General features: G+C 55.0%; 14 protein-coding genes. 5 read left to right on the top strand and 9 right to left on the bottom strand.

What is annotated here, in order from left to right; all coding sequences use genetic code 11:
* Positions 1-61 precede the first annotated feature (61 nt).
* Entirely contained in the window at positions 62-454 is a 393-nt protein-coding gene (locus LJN55_RS18880) for a DUF3461 family protein (protein WP_133842202.1), read from the top strand.
* Positions 455-553: 99 nt separating this feature from the next.
* Here LJN55_RS18880 and degP read toward each other — a convergent pair whose 3' ends face one another.
* Positions 554-1,999: a serine endoprotease DegP gene (gene degP / locus LJN55_RS18885; RefSeq protein WP_200643790.1), complete on the bottom strand. Its 1,446-nt coding sequence runs from the start codon at positions 1,997-1,999 to the stop codon at positions 554-556.
* A gap of 147 nt (positions 2,000-2,146) precedes the next feature.
* The gene (gene dgt / locus LJN55_RS18890; protein WP_227535034.1) at positions 2,147-3,652 is read right to left on the bottom strand and encodes a dGTPase; all 1,506 of its coding nucleotides are present in this window, start codon (positions 3,650-3,652) and stop codon (positions 2,147-2,149) included.
* A gap of 196 nt (positions 3,653-3,848) precedes the next feature.
* Between dgt and mtnN the strand changes: the two genes are divergently transcribed.
* From mtnN to LJN55_RS18905, 3 genes are all read left to right on the top strand, one after another.
* The gene (mtnN, locus tag LJN55_RS18895; RefSeq protein ID WP_133842205.1) at positions 3,849-4,547 is read left to right on the top strand and encodes a 5'-methylthioadenosine/S-adenosylhomocysteine nucleosidase; all 699 of its coding nucleotides are present in this window, start codon (positions 3,849-3,851) and stop codon (positions 4,545-4,547) included.
* Entirely contained in the window at positions 4,540-5,349 is an 810-nt protein-coding gene (btuF, locus tag LJN55_RS18900) for a vitamin B12 ABC transporter substrate-binding protein BtuF (RefSeq protein ID WP_133842206.1), read from the top strand. Before mtnN ends, btuF begins: the two co-directional genes overlap by 8 nt.
* Positions 5,350-5,469: 120 nt before the next feature.
* Positions 5,470-5,724, top strand: coding sequence for a hypothetical protein (locus LJN55_RS18905; protein ID WP_200643786.1), 255 nt, complete (start codon positions 5,470-5,472; stop codon positions 5,722-5,724).
* A gap of 139 nt (positions 5,725-5,863) precedes the next feature.
* Here the strand turns inward: LJN55_RS18905 and erpA are convergent, their stop codons facing one another.
* Both erpA and clcA read right to left on the bottom strand, forming a co-directional pair.
* Complete coding sequence (gene erpA, locus LJN55_RS18910; RefSeq protein WP_133842208.1) at positions 5,864-6,208, bottom strand: iron-sulfur cluster insertion protein ErpA; 345 nt, start codon at positions 6,206-6,208, stop codon at positions 5,864-5,866.
* Positions 6,209-6,308: 100 nt separating this feature from the next.
* Positions 6,309-7,724, bottom strand: a complete 1,416-nt coding sequence (gene clcA / locus LJN55_RS18915) for a H(+)/Cl(-) exchange transporter ClcA (RefSeq protein ID WP_227535035.1) — start codon at positions 7,722-7,724, stop codon at positions 6,309-6,311.
* 168 nt (positions 7,725-7,892) lie between these two features.
* On the opposite strand from clcA, the gene hemL reads away from it, so the two are divergent.
* Positions 7,893-9,173, top strand: a complete 1,281-nt coding sequence (hemL, locus tag LJN55_RS18920) for a glutamate-1-semialdehyde 2,1-aminomutase (protein ID WP_227535036.1) — start codon at positions 7,893-7,895, stop codon at positions 9,171-9,173.
* A gap of 69 nt (positions 9,174-9,242) precedes the next feature.
* On the opposite strand, the gene fhuB is transcribed toward hemL, so the two are convergent.
* The 5 genes from fhuB to mrcB form a co-directional block, all read right to left on the bottom strand.
* Entirely contained in the window at positions 9,243-11,219 is a 1,977-nt protein-coding gene (gene fhuB, locus LJN55_RS18925; RefSeq protein WP_227536412.1) for a Fe(3+)-hydroxamate ABC transporter permease FhuB, read from the bottom strand.
* Positions 11,219-12,100, bottom strand: coding sequence for a Fe(3+)-hydroxamate ABC transporter substrate-binding protein FhuD (gene fhuD / locus LJN55_RS18930; protein ID WP_133842211.1), 882 nt, complete (start codon positions 12,098-12,100; stop codon positions 11,219-11,221). Before fhuD ends, fhuB begins: the two co-directional genes overlap by 1 nt.
* A 30-nt stretch (positions 12,101-12,130) precedes the next feature.
* Positions 12,131-12,925 (bottom strand): Fe3+-hydroxamate ABC transporter ATP-binding protein FhuC, encoded by a 795-nt coding sequence (fhuC, locus tag LJN55_RS18935; RefSeq protein WP_133842212.1) that lies wholly within the window; start codon positions 12,923-12,925, stop codon positions 12,131-12,133.
* A 48-nt stretch (positions 12,926-12,973) separates the two neighbouring features.
* Positions 12,974-15,184, bottom strand: a complete 2,211-nt coding sequence (fhuA, locus tag LJN55_RS18940; protein WP_227535037.1) for a ferrichrome porin FhuA — start codon at positions 15,182-15,184, stop codon at positions 12,974-12,976.
* 211 nt (positions 15,185-15,395) lie between these two features.
* A complete protein-coding gene (mrcB, locus tag LJN55_RS18945) occupies positions 15,396-17,945 on the bottom strand; it encodes a bifunctional glycosyl transferase/transpeptidase (protein ID WP_227535038.1) in 2,550 nt (849 codons plus the stop codon).
* Positions 17,946-18,049 lie beyond the last annotated feature (104 nt).

Genomic DNA, 18,049 nt, shown 5'->3' on the forward strand with positions numbered 1-18,049 from the left:
TTTCTCGGATAGCGACTACTCTGATCGCATCTGGATCGATAGTCTCTTAAAGGAAAATACCATGTACGACAATCTCAAGGGTTTGGGCATCGCGACGCCGGAAGATATCGACCGTTACAGCCTGCGTCAGGAAGCCAACAACGACATCCTGAAAATCTATTTCCGCAAAGATAAAGGCGAGTTCTTTGCCAAAAGCGTGAAATTTAAATATCCGCGCCAGCGCAAAACCGTGGTAGCTGATAATGCCAGCCAGGGTTACAAAGAAGTTCAGGAAATCAGCCCGAACCTGCGCTATGTGATTGATGAACTTGACCAGATTTGCCAGCGTGACCAGGTTGAAGTTGATCTGAAACGCAAAATCCTTGATGACCTGCGTCATCTGGAGAGCGTAGTCTCTAACAAGATTGCTGAAATTGAATCAGACCTGGACAAACTGACCCGCGGCGGTCGTTAATTCCCGATCCGATATAAAAAAGGGGTGACCAGAATACTGGTCACCCCTTTTTTTTGTCCGGTGCCGCTCTTATTTTCGAACGGCACTTTTCAGCATAACTTACTGCATCAGCAAATAAATACTGGCATCGCCACGCTGGATATTCAGCGCCAGCACTGACGGTTTGGTATCCAGGATTTTGCGCAATTCGCCCAGATTCGCGACCGGCTGTTGGTTAACGCCTAAAATCACATCATCTTTCTTCAGGCCAACGCGCGCTGCCGCAGAACCCGCTTTAACGCTGTCCACTTTCACACCCTTAACGCCTTTCGCATCAAAGTTGCTCAGGTCAGCCCCTTCGATACCGTTATAGATAGTGCCAGAATCGACTTTCGCTGCGGCGCTTTGTTGCAACGCCACGTTCACTTTCATTGGCTTGCCATCCCGGATCAGGCCCAGTTCCATTTTGGTGCCAACCGGCAACGACCCCACTTCCGCACGCAACGCAGAGAAACTGGAGATCGGCTTGTTGTTGATCGACACAATCACGTCACCGGCTTTAATGCCCGCCTGCGCCGCTGAAGACTTCGGCAATACCTGACTGACGAACGCACCGCGCTGGGCATCAACTTTCATCGCCTTTGCGAGTTCGGAGTTCAGTTCGGTGCCCATGATCCCCAGTTCACCGCGCTTCACCTGACCGAATTCAACCATCTGTGATGTCAGGTTTTTCACCATATTACTTGGGATGGCAAAGCCAATACCGATGTTGCCACCGTCTGGCGCGAGGATCGCCGTGTTAATCCCGATCAGTTCACCATTCAGGTTCACCAGCGCACCGCCGGAATTACCCCGGTTAATCGCGGCATCGGTCTGAATAAAGTTTTCGTAGTTTTCGACGTTCAAACCACTGCGGCCAAGGGCAGAGACAATACCGGAGGTAACCGTTTCCCCCAGACCATACGGGTTACCAATCGCTACCGTGTAGTCGCCCACGCGCAGGTTATCGGAGTCAGCAAGCTTAATTGCGGTCAGGTTTTTCGCCTCTTTCAACTGAATCAGCGCAATATCTGAACGCGGATCTTTACCGATTACTTTTGCATCGTATTTACGACCATCGCTCAATTGAACCTGAATTTTTGTCGCATTGTCGACCACGTGGTTGTTGGTTACCACATAGCCTTTAGCGGCATCAATCACCACACCGGAACCCAGTGCGCGGAATTTCTGCTGCTGGCTGTCAGCGCCGCCATTGCCCTTCCCTTCCGGGCCACCTTCCTGACACATCGGCGATCCCTGGAATGGAGAACCGTCCTGACAGAATGGCGAATTATCGCCAAAGAACTGCTGGAACTGCTGAGGCATACGCGGTGTACGTACCGTCGTGCTGCCCTCAACATTGATGCTGACCACTGAAGGCATCACGGTTTCCAGCATCGGTGCCAGACTAGGAAGCGGCTGAGTAGAAGATGATGAAGCCGTTTCAGCGGCGCTGGCGGCTAACGGATTTAGCGCCAGCCCAAGGCTCAGAGCCAGTGCGCTCAATACTAACGTGGTTTTTTTCATTCGTCGGATTCTCAAGTGATTCTGTGGGATAACCATTGCTGTGGTTGTGAAGGTGAGATTAATTTTTTATCCCTAAGTTCATATTTAACCACTAAGAAAAAGTAAAAAAATATTGTTCTTCTTTACAAATCATCACGACTGATGGATTTATTCCACGGCCATTAATCGTCGATACTCATCCCAGGCATACAAATCTGTCATCCCGCTAATGTAGTCCTGCAATAAACGAACGCGATAATAGTATTCCCATATATTCTCTTCGTCGGGATTTTTATCCAGAGACTCCACCGCTTCGCTGTAAGCAAGACGAAAACGCGTCGAAAGCTTATGGAACAGGCGTGTTTCAATCGGATAACCTTTTAAATAATCCTTTTCCGTCAATTCGCTGAACTCTTCGCGCGTCAACAGCAACAGTGGCTGGTAAATATCCAGTAGCCCACTGATCACCCGATACCCTTGCAACTCTAACTGTTCAACTTCAGGATGGTTAAACACATGACGAAAAGCGACTTTTTTGAAAATATCTAATAGCTGACTATGCGGGCTACCATCTTCCAGCAGCGCCTCATTAAACTCGCCGTGGTACACCGCGGGCAAATGGTCGATAAAACGGCTGGCCGCATGGGGCACCAGTTCTGCCACCGTATTCACACGCAAATACATAAAGAACTGATCTTCACTGCTGCGATTTGTGCGGCGACTGCGTGATTTATCCAGCGCAGTGGTCACCACCGTGGCAAACAGATCGCCTGCCTGATGGTCAGGCCAGAGTTGGAATAAATACTGATACAGCTGTTCAACAGTAAAGATGTTTTTTTCTACGGCATCTTCTAAATCGGCCACACAGTAAGAGATATCGTCAGCCGCTTCCATAATATAAGTCAGCGGGAAACGGCAATGCGGCTGAAGATCTAATTGCTCACGCAGTCGCGCGATATATTCCTCTTCTGCCAGGTAGTATCCCGGTTTCTTCATTAAATAATCATGGCTGGCGGGAATGGCCCCGCTATGCCAGGCAGGACGCGTGTATTTTAAAATACAGCCGACCTGCGCCCAGGTCAGGTTCATCTTCATCAGCGTATGCACCGTGCGGATTGCCTGCGCGTTGCCTTCAAAATGAGACAGGTCCTGACGGACTTTAGCCCGCAGCGCATTCAGGCCATCATCCTGATGTCGTAATACCTCGGGGACACAGCGATCTTCCCGTCCGCTCTCCGGCTGCCAGCTTGTATCAAACTGCTGACGGAACCAGTCATTGATCGCTGCCTCACCAAAGTGACCAAACGGCGGATTGCCAATATCGTGCATCAGGCAAGCCATCTCGACGATACTCTCAAATGGCCCGGTCAACTGCGCCAGCCCCAAAGAGACTAAACGGTCAGCTTCCTGCAAGCGTGTCAGTACTTCTTTTGCGATATAGCGCCCCACCTGCTGCACTTCCAGCGAATGAGTCAGCCGGGTGCGAACGGCGGCATTACGCTCAAGCGGGAAGACCTGGGTTTTCTGCTGCAGTCGGCGGATAGCTGCTGAATTAATAATACGACCACGATCGCTTTCAAATATGCGCAGGATTTCATGTTCATCCTTCGGTCCCTGATAGGGGCGATAGCGCCGCTGCCAGTTGATTTTTTTGCGAAAATCGATCCCAGTCATACCTTATTCCCTCTGATAAATGGCGCAGTCATTCTCGCAGTATACCCAAAATAATTCGAGTCCCCTCATGGGGCCTACTTTTGATGCAGCCAACGCCTGTGCAGCTTGAAGTATGACGGGTATAGCGATGATGTTTGTCATGATAAACTATGCGCCGCAATGAATAATACATTCCACAACTTCAGAGAGTATCCCTATGAAAGCAGGCATTATTGGCGCAATGGAACAGGAAGTGACGCTGCTGCGTGACAAAATTGAAAACCGTCAGACCCTCACCCTGGCGGGCTGTGAAATTTACACCGGTACACTGAATGGCGTTGAAGTTGCTCTGCTGAAGTCGGGCATCGGTAAAGTGTCTGCGGCGCTGGGCACCACCCTGCTGCTGCAACTGTGCAAACCCGATGTGGTCATCAATACCGGTTCAGCTGGCGGCCTGGCCCCTACGCTGAAAGTGGGTGATATTGTGGTGTCTGATGAAGTGCGTTATCACGACGCCGATGTGACGGCCTTTGGCTATGAACCTGGCCAGATGGCGGGCTGTCCGGCGGCGTTCAAGGCGGATGATAAGCTGATTGCCGCTGCCGAACAGTGCATTGGCGAACTGAACCTCAACGCAGTCCGTGGTCTGGTGGTGAGCGGCGATGCCTTTATCAATGGCGCAGCGCCGCTGTCACGTATTCGCAGCACCTTCCCGCAGGCCATTGCGGTTGAGATGGAAGCGACCGCGATTGGCCACGTTTGCCATCAATTTGGCACACCGTTTGTCGTGGTCCGTGCTATCTCCGATGTAGCCGATCAAGAATCACACCTCAGCTTTGATGAATTCCTGGTGGTGGCAGCACAGCAATCATCACTGATGGTGGAAACCCTGCTGACCCATCTGTCTCGTGGCTAAACGCCTTGTTTGCCTGCTGCTGTGGCTGGCCTGCGCCGCCACAGCTCAGGCCGCCCCCCGCGTGGTCACGCTGGCACCCAATATTACCGAACTGGCCTTTGCTGCCGGAATTACTCCGGTGGGCGTCAGCGCTTATTCCGATTACCCTGCCGCCGCACAGCACATCGAACAGGTCGCTAACTGGCAGGGGATCAACAGCGAAAAGCTACTCAGGCTGAAGCCGGATGTCGTGGTTGCCTGGAAAGGCGGCACGCCGCAACGCCAGGTCGATCAGCTTCAGGCGTTGGGCATCAGGGTGGTCTGGCTGGCACCGGATTCTATCGATCAGTTGATTGCCAGCCTGCGTCAGCTTGCCGCCTGGAGCCCGCAACCGCAACAGGCAGAGCAGGCGGCTGCCACGCTGCAACAGCAGTTTGCTAACCTGCGCCAACGCTATCAGCACTCACCCAGGCAGCGCGTCTTTCTTCAGTTTGGCCTCAAACCGCTGTTTACCGCATCGGGCAATACCTTACAGGATGAAGTTCTGCGCTTATGTGGCGGAGAGAACATCTTTGCCGATGCCCGCGTGCCCTGGCCACAGGTGAGCCGCGAGCAGGTATTGTTACGCCATCCCGCCGCTGTCGTCATCCCCGGCGATCATACTCATGCACAGCAGATTGTGCAGTTCTGGCAACCCCAGCTCACACTCCCGGTCATCGCCATCAATGATGACTGGATAAGCCGAGCCGGACCGCGTATGATTCTGGCCGCACAAAAATTATGCAGTGAATTACACACCATCGGCACGTCAAAACCGCAATAATCGCCACCAAAGGTGAGTAAAGTTCTGACAAAAATTGCCGTTAACCAAAGATAACGGGCGACTTTACGCTCGTTTTTTATTCAGGGCTTTTTGCTCTGATTTTGACCAGGAAATTGCAACATGAAAACCGTTTATCTGGCTCTCGGGCTGATGATGACGGGTCACGCCTTTGCCGCTTCGATTACCGGCAGCATTGGCGTGAAATTAACCATCTACTCACAGTGCAGTGTAGAAAGTAGCAGGTTGTCTGCTATCAATTTACCCAGTGTTGTGTGTGGAGCTCAGCCTGATGCGCAGCCAAAAGTGACGCAAAACGTTATATCACGTAATGCGGACACGCGGCAGGAAGCAAGGTTAGTGACCGTCGAATGGTAAGTTCTTACTAAACAGTATCTGTTTACCCAACATCATTGGGGTAAAAGCAAGGCAGCACATTCCGGGAGTTGGTATCAGTCAGTGACCGGGATAAGAGCACGCCGCTATGATAGCGGCGGCTTCAGAGAGGGAGGGTAAATCAGATACTGAAGGACGATCCGCAGCCACAGGTGGTCTTGGCATTCGGGTTGGTCACAATAAAGCGCGATCCTTCCAGCCCTTCGGTATAATCCACTGCGCCACCCACCAGATATTGCAGACTCATCGGGTCAACAACCAACGCCACGCCCGCTTTCTCAATGGTCATATCACCATCGTTAATCTTATCGTCAAAGGTAAAACCGTACTGGAAACCGCTGCAACCGCCGCCGGTGATGTAGACGCGCAGTTTCAGATCCGGATTGTTTTCATCGGAAATCAGGTTTTTGACTTTACTGGCCGCTGCTTCAGTAAATTGCAGGGGCAGTGCTACATCATCGCTCATAGGTAACTCCAGTATACATACGTACAGGCCGGGTGCCTGACAGGTCACAAATCGACCATAATTGTTGTTATTATCTTACACACTGGTATAGCAATCAAGCTCAGGCTGTACCACCCTGTGCGGTAGCATTAGCCGTTTCCTGCTGCTGTTGTTTCGCCAGAGTGCGGGTAAGCAGTGACGAATACAAGGGTTGTCCCCCAAGAAACTGGGCTAATAGCGTCGCGCCAAGGCAGGTAATAATCATCGGTAAAATCAGCTGATAGTTATCCGTCATCTCCAGCACCAGTATAATACCTGTCAGTGGCGCACGTACCGAGGCGGCAAACAGCGCGCCCATCCCGGCAATGGCAAAGGTGCCGGCCTGCAAGTGATACTCCGGGAGCCAGATCGACGCGCACAGGCCAAATGCCGTTCCCAGCAGCGTGCCCAGTGCCAGCATCGGGGCAAAAATCCCGCCGGGTGCGCCGGAACAGAAGCACAGTAAAGTGGTAATCAGTCGAACAATAAAGAGAAATAACAACATACCGATAGAAAAGTTTCCGGCCGCCGCAAGCGGGATCAGGCTGGCGCCACCTCCGGCGGCCGCTGGCAGCAACACCCCCAATACGCCGCACATCCCTCCCAGCACAGCCCCCACCAACAGTATTTTACCTAAACGTCCGCCGTGAAAACGCTGAAACAGATCCTGGATGCGGAAAATCAGCTGATTAAATAGCACCCCCACCACGCCAAACACCATACCCAGCAGCAGATAAAGCCACAGGGTATTCACCGGGGCATCGATCAGGCGGCCTATCTCGATTACCGCATGTTCACCGTTGAAAATCCGAAACACCACGCTCGACATAATCACGCCAACGAACACGGCTTTAATGGAAATCAGGCTGTAGCGAAATTGCAGACGCATCTCTTCAATAATAAACAGGATCCCGGCGAGGGGGGCATTAAAAGCAGCCGACAAGCCCGCCGCCGCGCCCGTTGCCAGCAGCGTGTGCCGCGCCTCAGTGCTTCTCATCCGGAAGATATCCAGCATCATGCGGCCAATATTGCCGCCCAACTGAACCGTTGGACCTTCACGTCCCAGCACCATCCCCGCTCCCAGTGTGCCCATCCCACCGATAAACTTCACCGGGATCACCCGCCACCAGCGCACCGGCCGCAGTTCCTCCAGGGCACCTTCAATCTCCGGAATCCCCGACCCCGCCGCCTCTGGTGCAAAGCGGCGCACCAGGTAATAGCCGATCGTGGCCAATAGCGCGGAGGCAAGAAATGCGCACAGCACCATCACCCCAGTATGGCTTTCCAGCGTGGCAAGCCAACGGGTGCGTTGGTGAATAATCTCGTTGACGGCCAGCTCGAAACCCACGCCCACCAGGCCAGTCAGTGTGCCAACAATTCCCGCCATCACCAGCACCGCCAGCGGCGTTTTATCGCGGCGTAACAACATCCGCAGGAAATCACCGCGCCGGGCAGGCACAACATTCAGTTCGTTGGTAGAAAGTGATTGTTGATTCATCAGCCATTCATAACATTGTCAATCCATGTCAGCATTTTACGTATTCTCACGCTGAATGCCCGCATTTAAGGCTCTCTGATCGTGTCGCAGATGCGAGTAGCCTTTCGCTACCCCATGATGTTCACTTAGAATAGAGGGGTTTTTAAATGAATGATCAGGAGCGGTTCCATGAGTAAGTCTGAAAACCTGTACGCCCAGGCGCAGCAGTTAATTCCCGGTGGCGTAAATTCACCGGTGCGGGCCTTTAATGGCGTGGGCGGCGTGCCGCTGTTTATCGAACGTGCTGACGGTGCCCTGCTGTACGATGTCGATGGTAAAGCCTATATAGACTATGTCGGTTCATGGGGCCCAATGGTGCTGGGTCACAACCATCCCGCCATCCGTCATGCTGTCATCGACGCTGCAGAACGCGGCCTGAGCTTCGGGGCACCGACCGAGATGGAAGTCAAGATGGCTGAACTGGTCACCCAACTGGTGCCGACCATGGATACCGTTCGCATGGTCAACTCCGGTACAGAAGCGACCATGAGCGCCATTCGTCTGGCACGTGGCTTTACTCACCGTGACAAAATCATCAAGTTTGAAGGCTGCTACCATGGCCACGCCGACTGCCTGCTGGTAAAAGCGGGTTCTGGCGCGCTGACGCTGGGCCAGCCGAACTCACCGGGCGTGCCCGCTGACTTTGCCAAACATACCCTGACCTGCACCTTCAACGATCTCACCAGCGTACGTGCGGCCTTTGAGCAGTACCCGGACGAGATCGCCTGCATCATCGTTGAACCGGTCGCGGGCAACATGAACTGCATTCCACCGCAGCCGGACTTCCTGCCGGGCCTGCGTACACTGTGCGACGAATTTGGCGCGCTGCTGATTATCGACGAAGTGATGACCGGTTTCCGCGTTGCGCTGGCGGGGGCACAGGCCCATTACGGTGTGAAACCGGATCTGACCTGCCTGGGTAAAATCATCGGTGGTGGGATGCCGGTAGGTGCCTTTGGTGGCCGTCGCGAAGTGATGGATGCGCTGGCCCCGACTGGCCCGGTATACCAGGCGGGTACGCTGTCCGGTAACCCGATCGCGATGGCAGCGGGCTTTGCCTGTCTGACAGAAGTCTCCCGTCCGGGTACGCATGAGACGCTGACCCGTCTGACCACCCAACTGGCCGATGGCCTGCTCGCTGCGGCAAAAGCCGAAAATATCCCGCTGGTAATCAACCATGTCGGCGGGATGTTTGGGATTTTCTTCACGGATGCAAAAAGCGTGACCTGCTATGCGGATGTAACGAAGTGCGATGTTGAGCGTTTTAAGCGTTTCTTCCATCTGATGCTGGAAGAAGGTGTGTATCTGGCACCATCCGCCTTTGAAGCAGGCTTTATGTCACTGGCGCACAGCCCGGATGATATTCAGCACACCATCGATGCGGCACGCCGTAGTTTCGCGAAATTGTAACATCCAGACGGGAGGGGCATGCCCCTCCCCTACGGATAGTGTAAGGGTCAGGCATGCCTGACCCTTTTTTTATACCTTACGCAGCAGATAGATAAAGTACGGCGCACCGATAAAGGTCGCCAGTAGCCCTGCCGGGATCTGATCCGGGAACGAGAGCATCCTTCCGCACCAGTCCGCCGCCACCATCAATCCGCCGCCCAACAGCGCCGCCATTACCTGCTGCGGCAATGCCCGACGGAAACCGAGCATCCGCGCAATATGCGGTGCCATCAGCCCCACAAAACTCAACGGTCCGATGGTCAGCGTTGCGGCAGCAGTCAGCACCGCAGCCAGCAGCAGCAGCGTCAGCCGCGATGGCGTCAGCGCCATACCGACTGCGCGCGCCGTGGCACCGCCCAGTGGAAGGATGGTCAGCCAGCGACGGCACAGCGGCACCAGTGCCAGTAGCACGACCATAATGATCAGCGTGCGCTTCGCCTGCAAAACATCAATGTTATAGGTCGAGCCGGAGATCCACGTCAGCAGATTCGCCATACGCGGGTCACCGCTGGCCAGCAGCAGCATCATCAGCGTGGTGAACGCCGTGCTGAGCGCCATCCCGGCCAGCAACATCCGCTCCGGCGAGAACCCCCCGCGCCCGGCAGCAATCGAGATCACCAGCAGCGTCAGGGCCGCGCCAATACTCCCGGCAGGCAGCAGCCAGCCAAACGCATCACCCGGTACGATAAACAGCATCACCACGACGCCAAATGCCGCACCGGAGCTAATCCCCAGCACTTCAGGGCTGGCCATCGGGTTGCCTGTCAAACGCTGCACGACGCACCCTGCCACACCCAGCATCATCCCGGTCGCCATCGCGGCCACCAGACGCGGCCAGCGCCACGGCAGAAGTTGCTGCCACAGTTCACCGCTGGCCCATACCCAGCCGTGAGCATCGCGTCCAAAGCTTAACGCCACCGCCATCAGCAACAGCAGAGCACAGCCCCCGATGAGCGCCCACCACAGCACACGGTGACGTTCTGTCGGCACATTGTCACCCTGGTTCATCGCTGGCGGCACCGAACCGGTTCGCAGACGCGGCAGCAGCCACAGCAGCAGCGGCGCACCGATAACCGCAGTGATGGTTCCCGTAGAGATCTCTCCCAGACGACTGGTCAGCCAGAGCACCGACTGATCCGCCAGCCACAGAAGTAGCGCCCCAATAATCGGCGCCACCAGCAAACGGCTGATCAGACGACGGAAGCCCAGCATCCGCGCCAGCAGAGGAGAGAACAGCCCGATAAAGCCGATAATACCGACAGCATTTACCAGGGAAGCACTGATTAAAATCGCCAGTGCCAGCAGGCCAAAGCGGGCCAGCGAAATCGCCAGGCCCAGGTTCTTTGCCACACCATCATCCAGCCCCATCAGGGTCATCGGGCGTAACATCAGTAGCGTGAGCAGCAGCCCGCCGAGCAGCCGTGGCCAGAGGAACTCCACGTTGCTCCAGTCCATCTGATTCAGTGAACCGGTGCTCCACAGAAACATATTCTGCAGCTGGTCGTGATTGAAGATGGCAAAAATCTGGTTCACCGCACCACAGTAAAGTGACACCACCAGCCCGGCGAGGATCAGCGTTACAGGCGACATCCGTTTGCCCCAGGCGACGCCGAACACAATCAGCCCCACCAGCACCGCACCGATCATCGCGGCCAGCTGCTGCGTGACCATACCGCCCGGCACGCTCCACAGCGTGACAACGGTCAGCCCCAGTTGCGCACCGCTGGCGACGCCGAGGGTTGCCGGTTCGGCCAGGGGATTGCGCAGCACCTGCTGAAACAGCAAACCCACCAGCCCCAGGCCTGCGCCCGCCAGCAATGACAGCGACAGGCGCGGCATCAGGCTGTAATGAAACACCATCTGCTCAATGCGGTTGGTGTCCGGGGTCAACAATGCTGTTAGCCACTGCGCACCAGGCAGCCGCTGTTGCAGGTTAATCAGCGTCAGAGCCAGTGCACTGGCAAACAATGCCGTTAACAGCAGGATGGCTAAACGATAGTGACGCATCATTTCACCTCCAGCGCATGGTCAAGGCTGTGGATCAGCTGCATTGCCGACAGTGTGGCACCGTAGAACCACACGCGCGGCATCTGCCTGAAACGCCCGGCACGCACAAACGGCAGCGACTGCCAGAGTGCGGTCCCGGTCACCTGATCAACAATCGCCTGATTGTCATGTTCGAAGCCGATGGCATCGACATCCCCCAGATCGGCCAGACGTTCAATGCCAATGATCACGCTCCCCCAGAAAGTGCTTTCTGCTTTCCAGGCATTTTCCAGCCCGAGATTATCCAGCACTTCCTGGAACAGTCCGTTTTCAGTGAACACAATCACATGACGCGGATCGACAATCGACAACAGCAGCAGCGGGCGCTTCGGCCTGTTTGCCAGTTTGGTTTTCAGGCGCTCAGTCTGGCTATCCAGTTCGGCCAGATTCGCCACGGCCTGCGGGACGCGATCGACCCGCTTTGCCAGCTCCATGAGCGCGTGACGCGCACTGGTCAGCGGTTTCCCCTTCCCGCCTTCGTTAAAGGCAAACCCCATTCCCGGGGCGATGCGCATAAAGCGAGTCGGATCGGGCCCATAGCCCTGTGAAAACAGGATCAGAGAAGGCTTCATCTGAGTTATCAGTTCAAGATTAGGTTCGGTTCGCAGCCCGACATCGACCACGGAGGCGGGCAACTTCGGTTCACCAACCCACTGGCCATAACCGTAAAGCTCGGCGGCGCCGATCGGCATCACGCCCAGCGCAAGCAGCAGCTCAAGGGGATACCACTCGAGTGCGATAATGCGCTGTTCTGTCGCAGCACGCAGCGGGAAGGGAAACTGGGCCAGCAGCGGGGAAAAAGCCAGTGCCGTCAGTAAACGGCGACGCAAAATATCCGGCATCACAACATCCAATTCTCAGAGCCTAAGCGCTTAGTAAACAAAGCTTACCGGCGCGCCACCTTGTGGGTGCGGTAAAATTCCCATAGGAATGCCATAAATCTGTTCCAGCACATCCCCGTTCATAATCTCAGCAGGCTCGCCCTGAGCAATCATTTCGCCACCGCGCAGCGCCACCAGGTGGTCGCAATAACGCGCAGCCATATTGATATCGTGCAGTACCGCAATCACCGTCAGGCCACGTTCACGGCTGAGACGCTGGATCAGCGCCAGCACATCGACCTGGTGGGCGATATCCAACGCGGAAGTGGGTTCATCCAACAGCAGGCAACGGCTGTTCTGCGCAACCAGCATGGCAATCCATGCACGCTGACGCTCACCGCCGGACAGACTGTCCACCAGGCGATGGGCAAAAGGCTTCAACCCGACAAGTGCAATGGCTTCATCAACACGTTCGCGATCTTCCACACCGTAACGCCCCAGCGCACCGTGCCACGGATAGCGGCCAATGGCGACCAGTTCACGTACTGTCATCCCTTCCGCCGCAGGCAGTTGCTGAGGCAAATAGGCGACTTCACGGGCAAAGGCTTTACTCTGCCAGCTGGCCACCGGCTGCTCATTCAGCAGCACCTGCCCGGCCGATGCCGCGTGATGGCGGCCGAGCATTTTCAGCAGTGTGGATTTTCCTGAACCGTTATGGCCGATCAGCCCACAGACTTTTCCGGCGGGAAAGGCCAGCGACAACGGTTGTAACAGGGTACGGCCTGGAACGCTAAAACTGACACGGTCCAGGGTGAAGGTCGTTTCTGACGTGTGCTGTTGTTGCATGGTGATCTTCTGATTGGCGGACGCGGCGAACCGCGCCCGGATAGATATTTAGAAACGGAAGGTGGCAGTACCGACAATCTGACGCTCTGCGCCCCAGTAGCAGGCATGTTCACGATAACAGCTGGCAACATACTCACGGTCAAACAGGTTGTTAACGTTAATACCGACCGATGATCCCGGAAGACCAAAGCGTGCCAGATCGTATTTCACGACGGCATCAACAAGCGTATAACCGGCAACATCAAAATTCTGATCCTGATTATCGCCATTACTCGCCTGAGGACGGTACAGACCTTTACTCTCACCCACGTAGCGCAAGCCCGTGCCCAGCGTCAGGCCGGATAAGGCACTTTCATTGAATGTGTAGTCGCCCCACAGTGATGCCATATGTTTAGGCACCTGCACTGGCGTTTTTCCACGCAGGTAATTGTCTTCTGTATATTCAGCATCGGTATAGCTGTATGACGCAGTCACGTTGATGTTGGCATTGACGGCGGCTTTGGCTTCAAACTCGAACCCACGGGAACGAATCTCCCCGCCCTGTACGCTAAACAGTGGCGCAGTCGGGTCACCCATCAGGTTGTTATTTTTGGTCAACTGGTAAATCGCCCCGGTCAGAACAATAGGACGATCTTTCGGAACGTATTTCACGCCTGCTTCATACTGCTTGGCACGGGAAGGTGTGAAGGTTTCCCCACCGAGAGTAGTGCCAGTATTAGGAATAAATGATTCGCTGTAACTAAAGTAAGGTGCAATACCGTTATCGAAGACATAGTTCACCCCGCCGCGCCAGGTAAAGGCCTGGTCGTGGGTTTTGTTTTCACTGGCATTACGGTCAAACGCCGACATGGTCAGGTAGTCATAGCGTCCGCCCAGCGTCAGCACCCAACGATCCCACTCCATTTGGTCCTGCGCATACAGACCGGTTTGTTCCTGCTTATTCAGATATTGATAAGGATTATAAAGCGCGGTTGGCTGATCGTTCCCGTACACGGGATTCAACGCATCCAGCGGAGCGGCGGCGCCAAAAATCGCATCAATATCATTGCGTGAACGCTGATAATCCACGCCCATCAGCAGAGTGTGATCCACCTGACCAGTAGCAAACTTCGCCTGGGCCTGGGTATCAACCGCAAACTGATTCAGCTTTTCCTGTGAGTGCGCGTAACCGCGATCGATAGTGTTGTTAGCGGTATTCAGGCCATTGCCATAAATGCTCAAGTAATTGGTACGCATCTGCGCATAACGCAGGTTCTGACGTACGGTCCAGGTATCATTGAACGCATGATCGAAGCTGTAACCGATCATTTTGGTGTTGCGGGAGATTTTATTGCTGTCTTCACCCTCATCAAAATCGGTTGGTAGCTTGTGCTGATTGCCGTTGGCATCCGTAATGGGCACGACCGTGCCTTCACGCGGTAACCAGCCGTAATAACCGGTTTCCGGTTCATTCTGGAAGTAGCTCAGGAAGGTGAAATGGGTATTCTCATCCGGTTGCCAGCTGAAAGATGGCGCGATGGTATAACGCTTCTCTTTATTCATCTGCTGCTGCGCATCTGCGCTGCGTGCCAGACCCGTTAAGCGGTAAGAGAACTCGCCGTTGTCATCCAGAGCGCCTCCGAAATCAAAGCCGGTAGAAAACAGGTTATCGGTCCCCATCTGGAACTGGACTTCACGCAGAGTTTCGGTGGTTGGGCGCTTGCTCACCATCGATACAATGCCACCCGGGTTACTTTTTCCATACAGCACAGACGCTGGCCCGCGCATCAGTTCAACGCGTTCCAGGAAATAAGGGTCAACAGCAAATTCGGAGTAGTTATCACCCTGTAATTTCAGGCCATTGAGATACTGATTGGTATTCGTTTCACTAAAACCACGAATGGATAATGCATCAATCACGTTTGACGCACCGCGGTTACCTACCATCACTCCGGTGGTATAACCCAGCGCTCCTTTTACTGACAAAGGCTGATGTGTTTGCATTTCCTGGCTGGTGATAACAGACACAGACTGCGGATTCTTCTCAATCGGTGTATCGGTTTTGGTGCCGGTGGCGCTGTGTTTTGCCGCAATGGTCGGGGCCGGGCCCCAGGCACTTTCCTGCGGCGCACTGCCAGCATCCGCCGTGACATTAATCGTCTGCTCAGCGGCAGCAAAGGCTGCACCACTGGTGAGTGAGAGAGCGACCAGCGCCGCCAGTTGTCGTTTTGCTGTTTTCAGGTGTGTAAAATCAGTGGATAAATCGCGCACATTGGCCATTTAGCTTTTCTCTGAACAAGGATTGTTGAATGTGAAACGAAACGATAATTATTATTATAACGCTCGGATAATATGCGAAACAAAGTCAGTTCTGCAAGGAAAAACGCCCCACATGATCTGCCACACAAGCGGCATGGGCATTGACCTGGCGCGGAAAAAAGCCAAAAAAAAAGCCGGTTTCCCGGCTTTTTCATTCAGATAACAATGAAGGCTACTGACCAAACATATCTTTGATCCAACCAGCCACACCATCGCCATCCTTTTGCTGATTCTGCGGTTGCTGCCCTTGTTGCTGATTCTGTTGCTGATTCTGCTGTTGATTCTGCTGCTGCAACATCTGTTGCTGCTGCTGAACCTGCTGCTGTTGCTGCTGGCACAGGGCGTTAGCATCCGTGGTCCAGACCGGCAGGCTACGCCAGCTGCTGCTGGCACTACCGCAGACAAAGTTACCGGCAGAATCGACGTTCATCAGTGCAATATCTTCTGGTGGCGTGAGAGTTAACGGCATCGGCGCCTGCATTTCCAGATAACGACGATACAGCTGCATCGCCCCGCTGGAACCATACAGTTTGGTCGGCTGGTTGTTATCACGACCCACCCAGGTGATGGCGACTTCTTTGCCATCGATCCCGGCAAACCAGGTATCTACCTGATTGTTGGTGGTGCCGGTTTTGCCTGCCAGCGTCGCTTTCGGATACTTAGCCCCAAGCGCACGCGCCGTACCGTGATCCACCACCTGCTGCATGCTGTAGAGCGTCAGGTAAGCCCCCTGCGCCGGAACGGCACGTTCGGCCTGCGGGAAGCTCTGATACAGCACGCTACCATCTTCAGCAATCACGGAACGTACGGCCGACAGCGGCGCACGGCTGCCGCCGCTGGCGATAGTCTGGAAAGCCTGTGCCACTTCAATCGGTGTCAGGTTCAGTGCACCCAGTAACATCGCCGGCACCGGATTCAGCTGATCTTTCGGTACACCCAGCTTGGTCCAGGTATCCACCACCTGCGGCAGACCGAGCGTCATCCCCAGGTTCACCGTCGGCACGTTCATGGAGTTGGTCAGTGCATCCACCAGCATCACCTGGCCGCTGTAACGACGGTCGTCGTTCTGCGGTTTCCACACCTGGCCGTTAGGCTGTTTCAGCGCAATCGGATTATCCGCGAGCCAGGTATTCAGACGGTAGGTATCCGGCTGGCTCAGCGCGGTCAGATAGGTCGCCGGTTTTGCCAGTGAACCAATCGAACGACGCGCCTGCAAGGCACGGTTGTAGCCCGCGAACTGTGGATCGGCACCACCGACCATGGCGCGCACTTCACCGCTGAAGCGGTCCACCACCACCATCGCCGCTTCCAGATCGTTGACCCCACGCTGTTTACGCAGCGCCGGGATCCCCTCTTCTACTGACTTCTCAGCAGCATCCTGCGACACCGAATCCAGCGTGGTGAAAATTTTCACCCCGGAGAGATCCTTCACCTTATCGCCGAGTTTGCTCTGCAACTCGTTACGCACCATCTGCATAAACGCTGGCTGTGGGGTGATCACGCCGCCTTTCGGCTGCACGCCCAGCGGACGCGCACTCAGCATGTCGTAAAGCTCCTGGTCGATCACCTTCTGCTGCTGCAACAGGCGCAACACCAGGTTACGACGCTCCAGTGACAACTGCGGGTTGCGCCACGGGTTATACAGCGATGCGCCTTTCACCATGCCCACCAGCAGTGCCTGCTGGTCAAGGCTCAGCTCATCCACGGGACGGCCAAAGTAATACAGGCTGGCCAGCGGGAAGCCACGGATCTGATCGTTGCCTGCCTGGCCGAGATACACCTCATTGAGGTACAGCTCCAGAATGCGGTCTTTGCTGTAGCGCGCATCCATGATCAGCGCCATATAGGCTTCGTTGGCTTTACGCCACAGCGAGCGTTCGTTGGTGAGGAACAAGTTCTTCACCAGCTGCTGGGTCAGCGTACTTCCGCCCTGCACTGCACGTCCGGCAGTGATGTTGGCGACAAAAGCACGGCCAATCGAATAGAGGCTGATGCCATCATGCTGATAGAAATGACGGTCTTCGGTCGCCACCAGCGTATCCACCAACAGGTCCGGGAACCCGGCGCGTGGTACAAACAGGCGCTGTTCGCCGTTAGGCGACTGCAACATGGTGATCAGACGCGGGTCGAGGCGGAAGAAGCCGAAGCTGCGTCCATTGTCGAGGTTCTTAATATCGCTCAGCCGATCGCCACTGAAGCTCAGACGTGCGCGGATCTGCCCCTCTTTGCTGTCGGGGAAATCAAACGGGCGACGGATCATCTCAATGCTGTTGGCCTGCACGGTAAATTCGCCGGGGCGCGTCATGCGCGTCACTTCGCGATACTGTGTGCCTTCCAGCAGCGTGATCATCTCTTTTTTACTGTACGACATGCCTGGCTCAAGGCTGACCATGCGGCCATACACCGTGGCCGGTAGCTGCCAGACTTTGCCATCAATACGGCTGCGGATCTGTGAATCGAGGTAGAAACCATAAATGGCCATGACCACCGCGAAGATCAGGAAAAGCTTAAACAATAAGCCTATCCAGCCTCTTTTCTTACGCGTCCCGCGCCCTTTTCCTTTACGTGGCATCGAAGTTACCTCTTCCTCATCCAGATCTTCATCATCCTGATCGTCATAGTCATCATATTCTTCTTCCCTGCGGCGACCACGCCCCGCTTTGTTGCGCGCAGGCTGGGGCTGTTTTCCTTTACGCCCGATAGGTTCGCGATCGTCAGACATCTTGTTTATTTCTCCAGAAGCAGGCGTCGGCCGGGCCGACTACTTTCGTCGTATGACGACAGTTGCGGAACCAGAACCTTCTGAAAGCCTCTGGCAGTCACACA

Origin of the sequence: Erwinia rhapontici (genome assembly GCF_020683125.1) — a bacterium.
GTDB classification, from domain to species: domain Bacteria; phylum Pseudomonadota; class Gammaproteobacteria; order Enterobacterales; family Enterobacteriaceae; genus Erwinia; species Erwinia rhapontici.

Coding starts and splice junctions, on each gene's coding strand:
- LJN55_RS18880 (WP_133842202.1), top strand. CDS start 62: ATGTACGACAATCTCAAGGGTTTGGGCATCGCGACGCCGGAAGATATC.
- degP (WP_200643790.1), bottom strand. CDS start 1,999: ATGAAAAAAACCACGTTAGTATTGAGCGCACTGGCTCTGAGCCTTGGG.
- dgt (WP_227535034.1), bottom strand. CDS start 3,652: ATGACTGGGATCGATTTTCGCAAAAAAATCAACTGGCAGCGGCGCTAT.
- mtnN (WP_133842205.1), top strand. CDS start 3,849: ATGAAAGCAGGCATTATTGGCGCAATGGAACAGGAAGTGACGCTGCTG.
- LJN55_RS18905 (WP_200643786.1), top strand. CDS start 5,470: ATGAAAACCGTTTATCTGGCTCTCGGGCTGATGATGACGGGTCACGCC.
- erpA (WP_133842208.1), bottom strand. CDS start 6,208: ATGAGCGATGATGTAGCACTGCCCCTGCAATTTACTGAAGCAGCGGCC.
- clcA (WP_227535035.1), bottom strand. CDS start 7,724: ATGAATCAACAATCACTTTCTACCAACGAACTGAATGTTGTGCCTGCC.
- hemL (WP_227535036.1), top strand. CDS start 7,893: ATGAGTAAGTCTGAAAACCTGTACGCCCAGGCGCAGCAGTTAATTCCC.
- fhuB (WP_227536412.1), bottom strand. CDS start 11,219: ATGCGTCACTATCGTTTAGCCATCCTGCTGTTAACGGCATTGTTTGCC.
- fhuD (WP_133842211.1), bottom strand. CDS start 12,100: ATGCCGGATATTTTGCGTCGCCGTTTACTGACGGCACTGGCTTTTTCC.
- fhuC (WP_133842212.1), bottom strand. CDS start 12,925: ATGCAACAACAGCACACGTCAGAAACGACCTTCACCCTGGACCGTGTC.
- fhuA (WP_227535037.1), bottom strand. CDS start 15,184: ATGGCCAATGTGCGCGATTTATCCACTGATTTTACACACCTGAAAACA.
- mrcB (WP_227535038.1), bottom strand. CDS start 17,945: ATGTCTGACGATCGCGAACCTATCGGGCGTAAAGGAAAACAGCCCCAG.